At 61.3% G+C, this 18,851-nt stretch carries 13 protein-coding genes; 6 read left to right on the top strand and 7 right to left on the bottom strand.

Translation table 11 applies throughout. The features are described 5' to 3' along the window. Nucleotides 1–48: 48 nt before the first annotated feature. On the top strand, nt 49–690 hold the full coding sequence (locus RHM60_RS01970) for a DUF1345 domain-containing protein (protein ID WP_322213424.1): 642 nt from the start codon (nt 49–51) through the stop codon (nt 688–690). Between the two features lie 50 nt (nt 691–740). Here the strand turns inward: RHM60_RS01970 and RHM60_RS01965 are convergent, their stop codons facing one another. The 3 genes from RHM60_RS01965 to RHM60_RS01955 form a co-directional block, all read right to left on the bottom strand. After that, a complete protein-coding gene (locus RHM60_RS01965; RefSeq protein ID WP_209990305.1) occupies nt 741–2,498 on the bottom strand; it encodes an autotransporter outer membrane beta-barrel domain-containing protein in 1,758 nt (585 codons plus the stop codon). A gap of 769 nt (nt 2,499–3,267) precedes the next feature. Further along, on the bottom strand, nt 3,268–5,337 hold the full coding sequence (locus RHM60_RS01960) for a hypothetical protein (protein ID WP_322213422.1): 2,070 nt from the start codon (nt 5,335–5,337) through the stop codon (nt 3,268–3,270). A gap of 149 nt (nt 5,338–5,486) precedes the next feature. Continuing rightward, on the bottom strand, nt 5,487–7,424 hold the full coding sequence (locus RHM60_RS01955; RefSeq protein WP_322213421.1) for a hypothetical protein: 1,938 nt from the start codon (nt 7,422–7,424) through the stop codon (nt 5,487–5,489). 273 nt (nt 7,425–7,697) lie between these two features. Between RHM60_RS01955 and RHM60_RS01950 the strand changes: the two genes are divergently transcribed. The 5 genes from RHM60_RS01950 to RHM60_RS01930 all read left to right on the top strand — a co-directional run bounded on the left by RHM60_RS01950 (nt 7,698) and on the right by RHM60_RS01930 (nt 12,872). Further along, nucleotides 7,698–8,756, top strand: coding sequence for a LacI family DNA-binding transcriptional regulator (locus tag RHM60_RS01950; RefSeq protein ID WP_322213420.1), 1,059 nt, complete (start codon nt 7,698–7,700; stop codon nt 8,754–8,756). Nucleotides 8,757–8,843: 87 nt separating this feature from the next. After that, nucleotides 8,844–9,626: a sugar phosphate isomerase/epimerase family protein gene (locus tag RHM60_RS01945; RefSeq protein WP_322213419.1), complete on the top strand. Its 783-nt coding sequence runs from the start codon at nt 8,844–8,846 to the stop codon at nt 9,624–9,626. After that, nucleotides 9,619–10,560: a sugar kinase gene (locus RHM60_RS01940; RefSeq protein WP_322213418.1), complete on the top strand. Its 942-nt coding sequence runs from the start codon at nt 9,619–9,621 to the stop codon at nt 10,558–10,560. The genes RHM60_RS01945 and RHM60_RS01940 overlap by 8 nt, the downstream gene beginning before the upstream one ends. Before the next feature lie 45 nt (nt 10,561–10,605). Continuing rightward, complete coding sequence (locus RHM60_RS01935) at nt 10,606–11,898, top strand: MFS transporter (protein ID WP_057010196.1); 1,293 nt, start codon at nt 10,606–10,608, stop codon at nt 11,896–11,898. Further along, entirely contained in the window at nt 11,895–12,872 is a 978-nt protein-coding gene (locus RHM60_RS01930) for a 2-hydroxyacid dehydrogenase (protein WP_209981440.1), read from the top strand. Before RHM60_RS01935 ends, RHM60_RS01930 begins: the two co-directional genes overlap by 4 nt. Nucleotides 12,873–13,530: 658 nt before the next feature. Here the strand turns inward: RHM60_RS01930 and RHM60_RS01925 are convergent. Genes RHM60_RS01925 through RHM60_RS01910 form a run of 4 tightly spaced genes read right to left on the bottom strand, consistent with a single transcriptional unit; the run spans nt 13,531 to nt 18,798 of the window. Continuing rightward, a complete protein-coding gene (locus tag RHM60_RS01925) occupies nt 13,531–15,234 on the bottom strand; it encodes an AMP-binding protein (RefSeq protein WP_209981437.1) in 1,704 nt (567 codons plus the stop codon). 31 nt (nt 15,235–15,265) lie between these two features. After that, a complete protein-coding gene (locus RHM60_RS01920; RefSeq protein WP_209981435.1) occupies nt 15,266–16,564 on the bottom strand; it encodes an acetyl-CoA C-acetyltransferase in 1,299 nt (432 codons plus the stop codon). After that, entirely contained in the window at nt 16,561–17,451 is an 891-nt protein-coding gene (locus RHM60_RS01915; RefSeq protein ID WP_322213417.1) for a MaoC/PaaZ C-terminal domain-containing protein, read from the bottom strand. The genes RHM60_RS01920 and RHM60_RS01915 overlap by 4 nt, the downstream gene beginning before the upstream one ends. A gap of 3 nt (nt 17,452–17,454) precedes the next feature. Further along, nucleotides 17,455–18,798, bottom strand: a complete 1,344-nt coding sequence (locus RHM60_RS01910; protein ID WP_322213416.1) for a 3-oxoacyl-ACP reductase — start codon at nt 18,796–18,798, stop codon at nt 17,455–17,457. Nucleotides 18,799–18,851: the final 53 nt, after the last annotated feature.

The raw sequence follows: 18,851 nt of genomic DNA, 5'->3' as shown, positions 1-18,851 counted from the left end.
GCAACCGAATAGGCTATGGTGCTCTCAACTACCCTGTTGTGAGCACCCATGGCCTTCCTTGCCCGCACCCACCCTCGCCTTTCCTGCGCCGCCGTCCTCGGCGTTGCCGTCGGCATCCTGGCTCCGGCCGATACGCTGATCGGCAAAATCCTGATCGGCTGGAACGCCGGCGTCTGGACCTATCTGCTGCTGATGCTGTGGCTGACCAGCCGCTCGCGCGCCGACGACGTAAAACGCATCGCCGAGATCGAAGACGAGAACGCCGGGATGGTGCTGTTCGTGGTGTGCATCGCCGCGATTGCCAGCCTGGCGACCATCACCCTGAATCTGGTGGGCATCAAGGACCTGGACAGCACCGCGCGCCTGCTGCACTACGGTTTTACCGGGATGACGGTGATCGGTTCGTGGCTACTGATCGGGGTGATCTTCAGCGTGCATTACGCCCGCCTCTTTTACACCTGGGAGGGCGACGAGCCCGCGCTGCGCTTTGCCGAAGGGTTGCGTACGCCCAATTACTGGGACTTTCTGTATTTCTCGTTCACCATCGGCGTGGCGGTGCAGACCTCGGATGTGGGCGTGGCCACGCGCAGCCTGCGCAAGGTGGTGCTGGGGCAATCGCTGATCGGCTTTCTGTTCAATACGGCGATTCTGGGTTTTTCGATCAATATTGCTGCAGGGTTGTTCGGTTAAAACGCAAAAAGGGGAAGCCTGAGCTTCCCCTTTTCGCATGCGTGAGTCCCTTAGAAAGCGTACTGCACGCCTACCGTGGCGCCCCACGGCTGATCGTAGGCCTTGCCTTTCATGTGCGTGGCTTCAGCATGCACGCTCAGGCTTGGCGACAACGACACCGCCATGCCGCCCGCGACCTCGTAACTGCCGCCCGACAGGTTGTTTTTAAAGGCCTGGTCGTTGATATAGACCTTGTTGTCCGGGCTGAAATCACGTGCCACCGCCGCACGCAGGTACGGCTGCAGGACGCCGCCGCTGTCGAGCTGGATATTTTTACCGGCGGTCATGCCCACCTTGCCGATGGCCGACGTGGCACGATCGCTCTTCGCCTTCAGACCGTTGTCCATGGTGTAGTTGGAACCGCCAACAGCGGCGACGGACAACTGCGCGAAGGGTTCAAGATACAAACCGTCGTCATCGAGCTTGATGTTCTTGCCGACTTCAACCGAAGCACTTACCGCGTCCTGCGAGTATTTGCCTTTGGCGCGCTGACCGTCACTCATGTTGACCTGGCTCTGGCCGTTCAGTCGGTTGACCTTGGCCGTCAGGTCCACATACACACCGCTCTCGTCATCACGAAAAATACCGTAGAGACCGGCGTAGTAGCTGTTGACCATACCGCTGCTGCCGCGACTCAGGCCCAGGTTGGAGTTGCTGTAACCACCCATCACACCCAGTGTCCACAGCTCATCCATCGCCCAGTCTGCACCCAGGCTCAGGCCTGCCTGATTCTGGGAGTAGCCGACGCCGTTGCTGTTGGCCGCTACGTCAATCTTGTTACCGTAACCGCGCATCCACAGGCCCTGGCTTTTGCCTTCACCGAAGCGGACTTCACCCATGCGTGTGCGCAGGATGCTCTCCTCGCCACGCAGTACGACCGGTGCCGCGTTGGCAAGCGCCAATACGGCCTTGGCGCTGGTACTGGTGCCCCGCTTCTCGGTGTCCAGGAACCAGTCGGTGCCTTCCTGCTTGAGCCCGTATTCGAACGCACCGACGTCGACGGTATCGCCTACCAGGCCGAACCTGGCACCACCACTTTCGGTGTGCACGACCTTGATTGCGTTGCCGGTAGCCAATTCCGAGCCACTGGCGCCCACCAGCAGTTGGTGATTACCTTCGGCGTTGCCATTGACATTCAACAGGTCGGTATCGCCGGTGTTGAAGTTGGTGTGCATCTTGAAGGTGCCGTTACCGGTCAGGCTGTTGGTGTTCAACTGGACGTATTGCGCGGGGTCGCCAAACACTACATTACCGCCCCCCATTTTCAGCGCGTTGACCTGGCTGTCACCCACCAGCACCCACTGGGCATTGCTGTTGACATCCAGTTGCTTGACGTTGAACAACTGGCCGGTCAGCGACGCGTTGTTATTGAGTTGCACAGTGCCCGTACTGCCCGCGCCAATGCGCACATCACCGAACAGGCTGCTGTTGTCGACGTTCATGTTCGCGGTGGAGTTATTGGCTACCTGAAGCAGGTCGCCATTGCCGCTGAGCAGGTTCGAACCGTTAAGCACTTGAATATCGGCATGGGTGCCATTGCCAACGGGCGGGTTCACCAGGATGGCCGCGCCGGTCTTGCCCTGGACCACGGAATTATCGAGGATCAACGAGTTGGTGCGGGTCAGTGTGGCGTCGGTGCGCATGTTGACGCCATTGACGCCGCCGATGATACGGCTGTTGTTGCGCGCCGCAGCATCGGCGTTGAGCAGCACCAAACCGACACCCGTCGCGGCCGTGGCTTCGACACGCGCATTATCCAGGTTCACCACGCCGTAGCCGGCAGACGAAATACCACGGGTCGAGCCGGTGACGCTGCTGTCTTTCACCGTGGCCCTTGAACCGTCTACTCCCCCTGTCGTCCGGGTGACGGACACACCCCAACCGGTAGAGTTTGTAACCGTACTGTTATTGGTCACCAGCAGGCTGCTGTTGCCGGTAACCAGAATGGCCTGGTTTATCATGGAACGGGCAGTCACTTGTGAGCCATCGATGACCACAGTCGACTGCTGCCTTGCATCAATATCCAACGTCCTGCTACCTGCCTCTGCCGTCAGGCCTGCACCGCTCATCACAATCTGATTGGTGATGGCGCCGTGGGCAATCAAGCTTGAGGCTGGGTTCAGCGAATAATCATCAACACGCGTCGTGCTCGATATCGAGGTATTTGGGAGTGTAACTATGGTTCGCGCGTGAGCATTGGGCGCTGCCAAAAGCAATAACGCAATGGCTGGGGCCGTCAACGCAACGCTCAGGGGGGTGGGTTTGAAGTTAAAGACTGCCGACATATAGTGAACCTCTAGTTCCTGCACGAAACGATAGGGCGGGTTCTAAACCATTTGAGACCCAGCCAATCAAGCGGCGCCATGATTGATCAGTGCAAGCCCGAAATCTGTAGGACATTTCCGAACAATTCAGTTGAATACGCAGCCAGATACGTAGGCGCAATTGCAGCGGTACCGTTGCACAATAAATAATAATAAATGGGGAAAACACCAAAGAGGGTGACGACCCTCTTTGGCATTTACGCTTGAACTTCAATTACGTGGGCACTGCCCCCCCGGCACAGTAGTTGGCGCTACTGGTGGCAGGCCTGAACCCTCGAACACGATAAGTTGCGGGAAGCGAGGACACTGTCGAGCCAAGGTACAGCGTGCTGGTAGTGACCGTTGCAGAACCAGTGGTCAACAACGACCTATTGGCGTTGATTGGATTAAACAGACGCGTAGAGTTTGCAGGGAACGTCACATCGAAACCATTACGGGCCGCCACATCATCCGGCACCGGGAAATTTCCAACTTCAGTAACCACCGCAACCCCCGAACTGGTGTTGTTTTGATAGCCGGCGAACGTCACACTGACGAACTGCCCTGCCGTCAAATATTCCGAACCGGGAATATGCACGACGAGGTTGCCACTGTTAATGGGTCGCAGGCTATCGCAGTTGAGCGTTCCGGTGTTGTTAAGCACCCTCGGTGCGCTCATTTGCAGAATCACAGAGTCTACCCTGACCAGTGTAGGGGGCGACGTCTGCGGGTTTGCACTGGCAAGCGAGGTGAGGGTGTAAGACGCCGGCTGGGTAGGACCGCCCAACGTCCTGATATCGGCGAAGGGAATCTGGAATTCGATGGCCCCAGCCGGAGGAATGGCCGTGACGGTCTGCGGATACAGCCGACCACCGTAATTCAACGTCACCGTGAAAGGCAACGAATCCTGGGGGAGCACCGCCGCCGTCCACAATGGCACCAGCGCTCTGGCAGGCAGATTCACGTCGGCCGCCTCCAGGTGATCGGGTGGCCCGAATGTACCACCGGCACGTATCGCCTGAACCACGACTGGCGGCAGGTTGGTGTTGACGTCCCCTGGCGGCGTGGGGTCTGGCCCCACCACCGACAGGTCCAGATCGAATGGAGTGCTTAACGGCGCGGCCGGATAGATGCTGGTCCCGCGTCTTACCTGGTAGGATGCCGTCACCGGCACCCGGCTCTTGCCCGCCGCTCGAGGCCCGTACAGCGTATCCATGTTGGCGGGCGTGAATGTAACCGGAATCGCAAAGGGCGTGTTGCCCACCGGTACGGTTATGGGAATTGACCCAAACGACGAGGAGAGCGTGACGACCAGTTGGTCTGTCGGACGCACAACGTTCAGGTAGGCCGGAATCAGCACCCTGACACCATTCGCATCAGCCACGTCTTTGATGTTAATTAAACCGTCACCCGGGGCGGCGAGTTCGACCTGCGGTGTCAGGAAGTCTGAAGGTGCGGGAGCCTCAACCAAGTCTTCAAGGTCAAGGCTGTAGGATATTTCAGAGGGATTGCCGGCAACGTCGGATATGACGTAGCGAACTGTGTAATTCCCTTTCTTTTCAGCCTCAACCACCCACAGCGGCAGTGGGATAGACGGTGGCAAGGCCGGATCCAGGCGATATTTCGTGTCGGTGCCTGGGGCAGGCGTGAACACGTAGGGTCTGTCCGAAGAGCCAAAAAACATTTCAACGGTATCGTCCGGAGACAGCCCGTCCAGCGCGCTGTATGGAATCGGAAGGTTTACCGTCTGGTTTGGCTGGCTGGCGATAAACGCGCGATCCAGCGGTCCGGTCATACCCGCAGGCGGCTGTGGTGCGGGAGGCTTGACGCGGGGGCCGTCGTAAGGAGACGTCTCATCAACGGCCAGGAGTTGCGCGACCGAATAGTTATCCACTCCCGAGTCCGCGACGAACACCCTGTACCTGATCAAATACAAGCCGGGGCCACGATAGGACTGTGGTATCGGCAACGGCACAGGGTCAGGCTGATTGCTCAGAGAAAGTTGAAATCTGCTGCTGTTGCTAGCGAAATAGGCATCTTCAGCAGTTGAGTCCAGGCCGCTCAGATCAAGATAGGGAGCAATCTCTACGGTGACGATATCGGGCTGGAGCGAGTCGGTACTGGCACCGATCCACAGGGGAATATTGTAGTTAGTCCGTTGCTTCTTTGAGCCCGTGCGTGAAAGCAAGCCGGTATAACCAGGCACCTGATCTTCAAGCGCTGCGATGTCAAATCGCTGAGGCGTGTAATCGTTAGGAAATTTGGGTACAAAGTTGTCAATGATTTCTCTGTTTGTAGATTCCATTATCTTGCTCCGGACAGTAAGCCACTGAACATCAGGACACGCCTCGTTAATTGAATGAACCTGATGGGTTCATCAACCACGAATTTTTTAAAGCCTGCAAACAACACCACAACAACTCACCTGATTACGGAAGGCGAAAACAACTTCGTTCAACCGCACACAACTCCGCGAGGCGTGCAGTAACAACCGGTGGAGTAAGTCAAATCAACTCGCACCCACCCGGGCGCGGACGCGCCCACTTTCACTCCGTCACGCCATACCTCATAACTGCCGGTAGCGGATTTGAAATTACGCAAGGGGTACAACGCCGTGTCGTAGGCGTCCACGACGATCGTTGTTCCTGCGGCAGCGTATTCAGGTTCCCAACGCAATGACCGCTCGAATACAACATTCGAATTCTGGGTGCTCCAGTTATTCTCGTTAAACCCTTGCCACTTGAACCTTATCGTGTCGCCCACCCGCAGGCCGGTGTGCGCGGCGATAAACCAGCGCACCCCATTGGCCAACATCGACCACGCCACCCCATTCACCGGTTGGGTTTGCGAGCGACAGGTCAAATAACCATTGGTTAACGTGTGTTGCACCACCGGTGCAGGCAACGGTACGAACCTCACATTCACCGTGGTCACCGGGGAACGTTGCTCGTTAACACCGTTGCTGGTGATGTAATGCACCGCGTGCGCGGTCACGGTGGTGCTATCGAGCACGGCAGCCGGCACATCGGAAAAATTCACCCAGCTACCGGCTACATCGCCCGCCCTTACCGAATAAGTGGCCACCGGACCGTCGCCATTCCAGAACAGCTGCAGTGTGTCCCCTGGTCGCGGCGTATCAAACAGACGCACGCGCACACGAATGGGGTAGCCCCTGTCGTCGTTGACCAGCAGATTGGTGCCGGTGCGCCCCACCACCTCCACCGGCGCCAGCGTCGGGTTGAGCAACGCGGGCGCATTGGCGTGATCCTGCCCGGCAATCGTCAGGTTGACATTGACCGCGAGGGGCGCTGACGGTGTCGGCGAAAGATTGAGGCCGATCACCTCGTAACGCACTTGCACAGTTTCTGCCGCCAACGCAGGTTTGGGTCCTCTTAGAACGGGCCACGGAATTTCAACCTCGAAAGGCAGCCGGGACACCCCTTGCGCGTTCGTCGGCCGATCATCCCAGTACACGATCACTTGATGCCCGGCGGCTGCCGACCATCCGGGATAGTCGATACGAACGAACACGCCCGCACGCGCGTCATCACGCTTGATCAACCGATCGTCATAGGCAGGAGGACGAATGCTTGGCGCCGGCAAGCCAATCCCCATCACAAAAGGCAGGCCCGCACTCATCTCGCTGAAATTGCCGGCCTCGTCGAAAATTCGAAAGAACGCATAAGCCTGGCCATTATTCAGATCTCGAAAAGCATCAGCATTCAGCGTGGCCGTGCGCGGGACAGTGCCGAAATTCACTGGCGAGCCTCCGTCTGCCTGCGCCACCGGAGGGGTGCTCGAATTGGATAAATAGATCTCGACCCGATCCCCGGGCGCCTCGATGTTATAAGCCGGAAGCTTGAAGACCGTGGGTTGATGGTCGAGCACATATTGCTCATCAAGCACCGGCACGGGAGGCACCTGAAACTCCAGCCTGTCGGTTGGGCGCAACAGTGTCGGGCGCTCCAGGTCAATGGTGATCGTCACTTTGGGATTGCTGAACGTCTGCCCGCTGCCGTTGCGAACGCTGTAATAAAGGTGAGCGACCCGAGTGCGGCTGCGCAGGTTGAGCAGGCTGATTTCACGTTCGTAAAACGCGGGCATGTCCGGCGGTGGCGCGCCCACGTAAAACCGGTCGAGAAGCCTGACGCCATCATCGCTCTCCCACCAGACCTCGCAGGTATGCATGGGATCATCCACCGCGTCCGGGATGGGTTGCCAGGCGGGGATTTGCAGCTTCAGCGGAGCCAGCAACAAGTTTTGCGCAACCACGCCTCTGCCGTCTGCGGTATTGACGCCCGGTACCGTTAGCGGGTCCAGGCCAGTTGAGGTGACGGCGATCCTCGCGGTCAGCCCGGAACGACGCGAATAGGGCTTTACGATAATGGTCATGTTCCAGGCCTCGGGATTAGTTTCGCCACCGCATGTCAGGGGAAGAGCACTTCCTGGCTGCTGTAGGAAAAATTAAACGCTGAAAGCCCGTACCCGGATACTGTCATAACTAACAGGTGGCCCCATCCATTCGTCGGTTTTTTCCAGCTCGGCGCAGCGAGCATTTCCAAATAGTTCTTGACGGAACCCGGCAGCCTGGCATTTTATGAAACCGGTTTCATCGTTCGCATGCCCACGCGGTAACCGCACACTCCAATAAGAAAGGCCGCTATCGTGACTTCCTTTTCCTCCGCCCAGCGCAGCCGCGTGACCATGCTTGACGTGGCCCAGCGCGCAGGCGTCTCCAAAGCCAGCGTGTCACGCTTTATCGGCGACGACCGCGCCCTGCTCTCCGATGCCATTGCCCTGCGCATCGAACAGGCCATCAGCGAACTCGGCTACCGCCCCAACCAGATGGCACGTGGATTGAAGCGTGGCCGCACGCGCCTGATCGGCATGCTGGTGGCCGATATCCGCAACCCCTATTCGATTGCCGTGATGCATGGCGTCGAGACTGCCTGCCGCCAGCATGGCTACAGCCTGGTGGTGTGCAACACCGACCGTTGCGACGAGCAGGAGCGTCAGCACCTCGCCGCGCTGCGCTCGTACAACATCGAAGGGTTGATCGTGAATACCCTCGGCCATCACCTTGATCAATTGCTGGAACTGCAACAGGAAATGCCGTTGGTGCTGGTGGACCGCAAGGTTGAGCCGCTGCACAGCGACCTGGTAGGGCTGGATAACGCCGCAGCCGTGCGCATCGCCGTCGAGCATCTGCAACAGCAGGGTTATCTCAATGTGTTGCTGGTGAGCGAAGCCGCCGACGGCACCAGTTCCCGCTTGGAACGCCAGACCAGTTTCAAGGCCGAAATCGCCGCCCGCCCTGGTTTGACCGGCGCGGTATTGGAGCTGGATAGTGCGCTGGAAAAGCACTTGCACACCTTTCTTGCCAACCCTGGCCCCAAGGCGCTGTTCTGCGCCAACGGCATTGCCGCGCTGGCCTGTACGCGCGCGCTCAAGGCCCTGGGTTGCACGTTGTTTGAGGAAGTCGGCCTGATCGCTCTGGATGACCTGGACTGGTATCCGCTGGTGGGCAACGGCATTACTGCCCTCGCCCAGCCGACCGAAGCGATTGGCGCCAGCGCCTTCGATTGCCTGCTCAAACGCCTGCGCGGTGATGAAGCGCCGACGCGCACGCTGGATTTTTTGCCGCAACTGATTATCCGAGGCTCCACCCAATTACCTGTGGGAGCTGTCTTGCCTGCGATGACGGTTTATCAGACGACGCAGTAGTCGATTGACCCACCGCTACCGCAGGCAAGCCAGCTCCCACATTTGTTTTGCGTATAAAAATGAAACCGGTTTCAGAGGTACACAACAATGCATAACTACCCCGTTTCCATCAGCCTTTCCAGCTACGGCGCCGATCTGGTTCGCCAGCAGGGCCAATTGAGTTTCGTCCAACTGCTGGCGTCTGCCGGCGCGCAACGCATCGAGTGGCGCGAAGAATTGCTGACCACCGAGCAACCCGCCCAGCTGGCCCAGGCCGCTGCCAGTCATGGCCTCGAAGCGGTATTTTCTTCACCGCTGGAGCTGTGGGTGGCCGGCCGCGCCCAGCCGAATGCGGAACTCGCCGCCACCCTGGACCGTGCCCAGGCCTTTGGCGCGCGCTGGCTGAAAGTCTCCCTCGGCTACTTCACCGACACCAACGATCTGCAAAGCCTGCACGCCCTACTCAACCGGCACGCGGTGCAGTTGCTGGTGGAAAACGACCAGACCCTGCATGGCGGGCGGATCGAACCGATGCAGCGATTTTTCAGCGAGGTCGAGCGCCTTGGCCTGCCAATGAAGATGACCTTCGATATCGGCAACTGGCACTGGCAGGACCAGTCGTCCCTCACGGCCGCGCGCCTGCTGGGCAGGCACGTCGATTACCTGCATTGCAAGGCCGTGGCCCGGCGTGCGGACGGCAAGCTGGTCGCACTGCCGCCCAGTGCCACCGACCTGCACCTGTGGGAACAATTACTCAAACACATGAACCAAGGTATTACCCGGGCGGTGGAGTTTCCGTTGCAGGGCGATGATCTGGTCGAGGTCACTGCCCGCCAGGTCGCCGCCCTCGCCTGCCTTGGCCAACCTCGCGCGGAGAGTGCCCATGCCTGAGATCGATATCCTTTCGTTCGGCGAAACCATGGCGATGCTGGTCGCCGAGCAAACCGGTGATCTGGCCCAGGTCATGCAATTTCACAAACGCATTGCCGGGGCCGACAGCAACGTCGCCATCGGTTTGTCGCGCCTGGGTTTCAAGGTCGCCTGGCTGAGCCGGGTGGGCAACGACTCCCTCGGCCGCTTTGTGGTCGACACCTTGCAAAACGAAGGGCTGGACTGTCGGCATGTGGCGGTCGACCCGCTTCACCCTACGGGCTTTCAGTTCAAGTCCCGCGAAGAGACGGGCAACGATCCTCAGGTGGAGTATTTCCGCAAGGGCTCGGCGGCCAGCCATTTGTCCGTCGACTCGCTGAACCCGGCGCTGCTGCAGGCGCGGCATCTGCATGCCACCGGGATTGTGCCGGCGTTGTCCGACGCTACGCGCGCGCTGTCCTTCGAGTTGATGACGCAGATGCGCAAGGCCGGACGCAGTGTGTCGTTCGACCCCAACCTGCGCCCGGCATTGTGGGCCAGTCAGCAACAGATGATCCGCGAAATCAACGCCCTCGCCGCCCTCGCCCACTGGGTACTGCCGGGCCTGAACGAAGGGCGCCTGCTCACCGGGCTGGATGACCCGGCCGATATCGCCGCGTTCTACCTGGACCAGGGCGCCGAAGCCGTGGCCATCAAGCTCGGCGCGGACGGCGCCTATTTCCGCACCCAGATGGACCAGGGATTTATCGCCGCCGTGCCGGTGGACAAAGTGGTCGACACCGTCGGTGCCGGCGACGGCTTCGCGGTCGGCATGATCAGCGCCCTGCTGGAAAACATGAGCTTCCCCGAAGCGGTGCAGCGCGGCAACTGGATCGGCAGCCGCGCCGTGCAAAGTCGCGGCGACATGGAGGGCCTGCCGACCCGTGCTGAATTGACCACCCGATCCGTCGCATAACCCATTCCCTGTTGCCACAACTACAACAAGCTCAGGAGCAACCTTATGGAAACCGTGAAACTCGCCACCCGCCGCTGGTGGTACATCATGCCCATCGTGTTCATCACCTACAGCCTGGCCTACCTGGACCGCGCCAACTACGGCTTCGCCGCCGCCTCCGGTATGGCCGAAGACCTGATGATCACGCCGGGCATGTCATCACTGCTCGGTGCGCTGTTTTTCCTTGGCTATTTCTTCTTCCAGGTGCCGGGGGCGATCTACGCGCAGAAACGCAGCGTCAAAAAACTGATTTTCGTCAGCCTGATCCTCTGGGGCGGCCTCGCCACCCTCACCGGCGTGGTGTCCAACGCCTACATGCTGATCGTGATTCGCTTCATGCTCGGCGTGGTCGAAGCCGCAGTGATGCCGGCGATGCTGGTGTACCTGTGCCATTGGTTCACCCGTGCCGAACGTTCGCGGGCCAACACTTTCCTGATCCTCGGCAACCCGGTGACCATGCTGTGGATGTCGGTGGTATCCGGCTACCTGGTGCAGCATTTCAGCTGGCGCTGGATGTTCATCATCGAAGGCCTGCCGGCGGTGCTGTGGGCGTTTATCTGGTGGAAACTCGCCGACGAGCGCCCCAAGGACGCCAAATGGCTCAGCGACAGCGAAAAACACAGCCTGGAAAGCGCCCTCGCCGCCGAACAGGTGGGCATCAAGGCCGTAAAAAACTACGCCGAAGCGTTTCGCTCGCCCAAGGTGATCATTCTCGCGCTGCAGTTTTTCTGCTGGAGCATCGGCGTGTACGGCTTTGTGTTGTGGTTGCCGTCGATCCTCAAGAAAGGCCTGCAAATGGACATGGTCGAGGCCGGCTGGCTGTCAGCGCTGCCATACCTGGCGGCGGTGATCGCCATGCTCGTGGTGTCGTGGGGCTCGGACAAACTGCAAAAGCGCAAACGCTTCGTGTGGCCGCCGCTGCTGATTGCCTCCATCGCCTTCTATGCCTCCTACGCGCTGGGCGCCGAACACTTCTGGTGGTCCTACACCCTGCTGGTGATTGCCGGGGCCTGTATGTATGCGCCCTATGGGCCGTTTTTTGCCATCGTGCCGGAAATTCTCCCGGCCAACGTCGCCGGCGGCGCCATGGCACTGATCAACAGCATGGGCGCTCTCGGCTCGTTCGGCGGCTCGTACCTGGTGGGCTACCTCAACAGCAGCACCGGTTCGCCGGGCACTTCCTACCTGTTGATGAGCGGTGCGTTGATGCTGTCAGTTGTGCTGACCATTTTCCTCAAGCCCGGCGCCAGCGACCGCGCGTCCTCACCTACTCTGGAGCTGAAGGTAAAGACCTCATGAAAAAATCCGTCGTGCTGTACAAAAAACTCTCCGCGCCGCTGATGGCGCGCCTGCACGAACACGCAGACGTGACCCTGATCGATGCCCTTGACGAAGCCGGCCTGGCCAAACTGCGCGACGCCCTGCCCGGCGCCCACGGCCTGCTCGGCGCGAGCCTGCGCCTGGACGCCGAACTGCTCGACCTGGCGCCCAAACTCGAGGCCGTGGCCAGCGTCTCGGTGGGCGTCGATAACTACGACATCGACTACCTCACCCGACGCCGCATCCTGCTCAGCAATACCCCGGACGTACTCACCGAAACCACCGCCGACACCGGTTTTGCGCTGATCCTCGCCACCGCCCGCCGGGTGGTGGAACTGGCCGACATGGTGCGCGCCGGTCAATGGCACAAAAACATCGGCCCCGCGCATTTTGGCAGCGACGTGCACGGCAAGACCCTGGGCATCGTCGGCATGGGGCGCATCGGCGAAGCCCTGGCCCAACGCGGGCATTTCGGCTTTGGCATGCCGGTGATCTACCACAGTCATTCGCCAAAACCTGCGGTGGACGCGCGTTTTGCTGCGCAGTACCGCAGCCTGGACGACCTGCTGCAACAGGCTGACTTTGTGTGCCTCACGTTGCCGCTGACAGCGCAGACGGAAAAGCTGATCGGCGCACGCGAGTTTGCGCTGATGGGGCCGGAGACGATCTTTATCAATATCTCGCGGGGCAAGGTGGTGGACGAGGCGGCGCTGGTGGATGCGTTGCAACAGCGCACGATTCGTGCGGCGGGGCTGGATGTGTTTGAGCGTGAGCCGCTGGAGCATGCTTCGCCGTTGCTGCGGTTGAATAATGTGGTGGCGACGCCGCATATTGGTTCGGCGACTCATGAAACGCGGGAGGCAATGGCCAGGTGTGCGGTTGATAATCTGCTGGCGGCGTTGGGCGGGGAGCGGCCTTTGAATTTGGTGAATCCGGGGGCTTATGTGGGTTGAGCCCTTTTTTTGGGGTTTTATGGGGGACATATGCGTTATTTGGGTAACGGCTGATATGGGTTCCGCCCTTACGGCGGGTCACTTTTGGAAAAGAGCCCCAAAAGTAACCAAAAGGGCTCTTGCCCCACCACTCGGCACCTCGCTCAGGCTCGGTGTGCCCGCACGCAGGCTTGAATCCGTGGGCCGCCGCAATGGGCCATCCATGGCCCAGTGCGGCTAACCCGGCGTCCTGCCGGGTTACCCACGGATTCAAGCCTGCGTGCGGCCAGCGTGGTTGACGGGGCGCCTAAGATCAAAATCTAAAGCCAAAGCAAGGCAGATCAAAAGCCAGAGCAGAGCAGTGTGATATCCATTCAGACAAATGGAGATCCAAATGTGGGAGGGGCTTGCTCCCGATAGCAGTGGGTCAGCTACACATAAGCTGACTGACCCACCCTCATCGGGAGCAAGCCCCCTCCCACATGTTGTACAGCGTACGGCAGACAATCCCGGTCGGCTCTAAGGCCGCCGCGCTGCAGGCTTTGGAGCGTGGGTAAGCCGGCAGGACGCCGGGCCGGCTTCCGGTCCTTCCAAAAGTGACCCGCCGTAAGGGCGGAACCGCCAGCCGCCATCACCTAAATAACGGATATGCCCCGCCCGTAAAACCCAGCCAAAAAGCTCACCGCAAAGCCCTGCGCAACACCTTCCCCACCGTAGTCTTGGGCAACTCCGTACTCCGAAACTCCACATACCTGGGCACCTTGTACCCCGTCAAATACTCCCGACAATGTGCCAGAATCTGCGCCTGGCTCAAGCTGGGATCCTTGCGCACCACAATAATCTTCACCCTCTCCCCGGTGACCCCATCCTCCACCCCGATGGCCGCCACTTCAGCCACGCCGGGATGCATCGCCACCACGTCTTCGATCTCGTTGGGGTACACATTGAAACCCGAGACCAGAATCATGTCCTTCTTGCGATCCACCAGACGGATATACCCGCGCTCATCCATCACCCCGATATCGCCAGTCGACAACCACCCCTGCGCGTCCAATACCTCCGCCGTTTCTTTGGGCCGCTTCCAGTAACCCTGCATCACCTGCGGGCCGCGCACTTGCAGTTCGCCCTGCTCGCCAATTTCGGCAATCTCGCCGTCTGCCCGCACGAACCGCACCCAGGTCGACGGCAGCGGCACGCCGATGCTGCCGGTGAATTCCATCTCGCGCATGCGCGAAATATCGATGGGGCTGATGCTCACCACCGGCGAGCATTCGGTGAGACCGTAGCCCTCGATGATCGGCAGCCCGGTGACGTCCTTCCAGCGCTTGGCCACCGCGGTGTGGGTGGCCATGCCGCCGGCGATCACCAGGCGCAGGGCGGAAAAATCCCGCGCGCAGAAGTCCTTGTTCTCCAGCAATCCGTTGAACAGCGTGTTCACCCCGGCGATCCCGTTGAAGCGTTCCTTGCGCAGGATCATCTGCACACGCTTCACGTCCCGTGGGTTGGCGATCAGGATATTGCGCCCGCCCAGGCACATGAACATCAGGCAGTTCACCGTCAGGGAAAAGATGTGGTACAGCGGTAACAGGGTCACGTTGCTCTGCTGTTGCGCCGGGTCCAACTGGTCGCCGACCCAGGCCTTGGCCTGCAACAGGTTGGCGATGATATTGCGGTGGCTGAGCATTACACCCTTGGCGTCGCCCGTGGTGCCGCCGGTGTATTGCAGAAAGGCCAGGTCATCGCGTTGCATCGGCACCGGCAGGTGATTGAGCGCCCGCCCCTGTTTCAGCACCTGGTTGAAACGCACCGAACCACTCAGGTTGAACACCGGCACCTGCTGCTGCACACGGCGCAGGATGAAGTTCATCGCCGCGCCCTTGAAGGTGCCGAGCAGATCACCGATGGCTGCCACCACCACGCGTTTGACACTGCTGCCCTGCATGACTTTTTCCAGGGTGTGGGCGAAGTTTTCGAAGATCACCACGGTCTCGGCGCCGCTGTCCTTGAGCAGGTGCCTGAGCTCATGGGAGGTGTACAACGGGTTGACGTTGACCACCACCGCACCGGCCAGGATCGTGCCCAGCAGGCAGATCGGATATTGCAAACAATTGGGCATCATCAGCGCCACGCGGTCGCCCTTTTTCACGCCCTGGCCCTGCAGCCAGGCGGCAAACGCAATGCCCTGAGCCTGCCAGTCGGCGTACGTCATCTCGGTGCCGATGCTGACGTACGCCACGCGGTCGCGAAATTTCTCCAGGTGTTCGAGGAACACTTCGCGCAACGATGGGTAGGCCTCGATATCGGCCTCAATGTCTGCCGGAACCCCAGGCAGGTATGCGTTCAACCAGATGCGTTCGGTCTGTTCCAGGCTGATAGCGTTCATGGCAGTTTCCCTGTTGTTGTTATGGGTGGCGCTATTTTTCGACGATGGCGGTGATGCCCAGGCCGCCCGCTGCGCAGATCGAGATCAGGCCGCGCCCGCCGCCGCGTTCATGGATGGCCTTGGCCAGCGCGGCGAGTTGCCGGCCTCCGGTGGCGGCAAAGGGGTGACCGCAGCCCAGCGAGCCGCCGTTGACGTTCATCTTCGCGCGGTCGATGGCGCCCAACGGCGCCTCCAGGCCCAATCGTTCGCGGCAATAGTCGGGGTCTTCCCAGGCTTTGAGCGTGCACAGCACCTGGGCGGCGAATGCTTCGTGGATCTCGAAGAAATCGAAATCGGCAAAGCCCAGCCCTTCACGCTTGAGCATGCGCGGTACGGCGTAGGCCGGGGCCATCAGCAGGCCTTCGCTGCCGTCGACGAAATTCACCGCCGCCGTCTCGCCGGTGCGCAGGTAAGCCAGCACCGGCCAGCCATGGGCGGCGGCCCAGGCTTCGCTGGCCAGCAGCACCACCGAGGCGCCATCGGTGAGCGGCGTGGCGTTGCCGGCGGTGAGGGTGCCGTGCTCGCGGTCATAGGCCGGCGCCAGGCCGGCGAGTTTTTCCAGGCTGGTATCGGCGCGCAGGTTGTTGTCACGGGTCAGGCCGCGATGGGGACTGATCAGGTCATCGAAAAAGCCACGCGTGTAGGCGGCATCGAGACGCTGATGGCTGGTGAGGGTCAATTCGTCCTGGGCCAGGCGCTTGATCTGCCAGCGCCTGGCCATTTCTTCGCAATGCTCACCCATGGACAGGCCGGTGCGCGGCTCGCCATTGCGCGGCAGCAGTGGCTTGAACAGCATCGCCGGGCGCGCCTTGAGCAGCGCCTTGAGCTTATCGCCCAGGCCTTTGCCGCGATTGGCCGCCAGCAATACGTGGCGCAGGGATTCATTGATGCCGATGGGCGCATCGGACGTGGTGTCGGCGCCACCGGCAATGCCCACCTCGATCTGGCCGAGGGCGATTTTGTTCGCCACCAGCAACGCCGCTTCAAGCCCCGTGCCGCAGGCCTGCTGTACATCGTAGGCGGGCGTTTGAGGGGACAGCGTGGTCGACAGCAACGACTCGCGCGCCAGGTTGAAGTCTCGCGAATGTTTGATCACCGCGCCTGCGGCAAACTCGCCCAAGCGCTGGCCGTGCAGGTTGTAGCGATCCACCAGGCCTTGCAACGCAGCCACCAGCAAATCCTGATTACTCTCGAAGGCATACACCGTGTTGGAACGGGCGAACGGGATGCGGTTGCCGCCGATGATCGCCACGCGGCGGGTCGGCGCCGGGTTGAAGCTGTAGTCACTCATGCCAGGTTCTCTTTCCAGATAAACAGCCCGCGCATGTGCGGCTTGTCGCCCGCGACGTTGCGCACTTCGAATGCCCGGCGCGGGCCGCTCAGCGGATGGCTCCACAGCGCGACCTGGCCGGGCAGGAAGATCGGCAATTTGAAGTCGCAATGGGCCTCGGCTGCGGCCAGGCCGCCCGGAGGTTGCCCGGCGGCCAGCGCCCGGCCCAGGGTCCACATGCCGTGGGCGATGGCGCGGCGAAAACCAAAGATTTTTGCGCCGATCAGCGAGGTATGAATCGGATTGAAGTCCCCCGACACCCTGGCGAAGCGACGTCCCAGGTCGGCGGGCAGCACCCAGCGCTGGGTGCGCAACAGGCCTTCTTCCGGCAAGGGCAGCGCGTCGTCCCACAGCTCGCCGACGGGATTTTCCACCTCGCGGCGCAAGTAAAGGCTGTCGCTTTCCCACACCAGAGCGCCTGCGCCGTAAGCGCGAGTGGCGATGCTCAGCGCCTGACCCTTGGGGTGGGCCACCCAGCGTTCGCAATACACCTCCAGGCGCAGGGCCTGGCCTTCGTGCAAACGCTGATGCTGACGAATGCGGTTGGCCAGGTGCACCATGCCGCTGGCCGGATACGGAAAACTCGGCCGGGTCAGCAACATCAGGTGCAAGGGAAACGCCAGCACGTGGGGATAGGACAGCGGCACGCCCTGCTCGCGCCGGAAACCACAGGCACGGCCATAGGCGGCGATACCGGCAGGCGACAGCTCCACGGCCGAACGCACCAGGCGCTGAGTGGGCAACGGCGGTGCACCGTCGAGCGTGGGCTTGCGCAAGGCGCGCACCCCGTCCAGCAGCAGCCGGCTGCGCGACGGTGGCGGGTCGATGATCTGCGTCACGTAGTCCATGGCTCAGGCTCCCAACAGGCTTTGGCCGCACACCCGCACCACCTGGCCATTGACCCCGCCCGAGGCCGGATGGGCCAGCCAGGCGATGGTCTCGGCCACGTCGATGGGCTGACCGCCCTGGGACAGCGAATTCATGCGCCGCCCCGCTTCGCGGATCATCAGCGGAATTTTCGCGGTCATCCGGGTTTCGATAAACCCGGGCGCCACCGCATTCACCGTCACTTGCTGCGCCGCCGCCTGGGGTGCCAGCGCGTTCACCAAGCCGATCACACCGGCCTTGGAGGTGGCGTAATTGCTCTGCCCCAGGTTGCCGGCGATGCCGGAAATCGACGACACGCAGACGATGCGCCCGCCCGGGTTCAGGCCCTGCTGGTCGAGCAACGCCTGGCTCAATTGCAACGGCGCTTGCAGGTTGACCGCCAGCACACTGCGCCAGGCCTCTTCGCTCATTTTGGCGATGGTCTTGTCGCGGGTGATCCCGGCGTTGTGCACCACCACATCAAAGGCGCCGTGCTGGCTGATGTGGTCGTGCAACAGGGCGGCGGCATCCGCGGCGGTGATGTCCAGCGCCAGGGCCGCGCCGCCCACGCTGCTCGCCGCCTGTTGCAAGGCATCCCGGGCCTGGGGCACATCCACGCACACCACATGGGCGCCGTCCCGGGCCAGTACCTGGGCGATGGCCAGGCCGATGCCCCGGCTGGCGCCGGTCACCAACGCACGGCGACCGGCGAAGGGCGCGTCCCAGTCGACCGCGACCTGGCCGTCCACCGGTTTCTCCAGGCGCACCACTTGCCCCGAGACATACGCGGAGCGGCGCGACAGGAAAAAACGCAGGCTGCTGTCGAGCGCGTCTTCGGCGCCCGGCGCCACGTAGAGCAACTGCACGGTAATGGCCCGACGCAGCTCCTTCGCCAGCGAGCGCACCAGGCCCTCAAGGGCGCGTTGGGCGATGGACTGCGGCGGCGCCTGGCAGTGTTCCGGCGCGGTGCCGAGCACCACCACCCGTGACTGCGGGCCAAGGCGCCGGGCATTGGCGTGGAAGAACGTGTAGAGCGTGTCGAGCTGCTGCACGTCGACCACGCCGGTGGCATCGAACACCGCGCCCTGCACCTTCACTGTGGACGGCGCCTTCAGCGTCGCCGGGGTGGCAGCGACGGTGTCGGTGGCCGTGAAAAGGCGCTGCACAGGCTCAGCCAGGCGCCCGGCCCCGGCGACGATCACCGGATTGACCAACGCGGCCTGACCGCTGCGATGGCGCTGCAGAGGCACGGGTTGCGGCAGGCCGGCGGCCTGGGCCACGCGTCGCCCCCAGGGGGAATTGACGAACGAAAGGTAGCGGTCACTCATAAATACATTCCTTGCACACTATTCGAAAACGCCACAGGCCTGTGTGGCGAGCA

Source organism: Pseudomonas sp. MH9.3, assembly GCF_034354675.1.
Classification (GTDB): domain Bacteria; phylum Pseudomonadota; class Gammaproteobacteria; order Pseudomonadales; family Pseudomonadaceae; genus Aquipseudomonas.
This window is presented reverse-complemented; position numbering and strand designations above follow the sequence as displayed.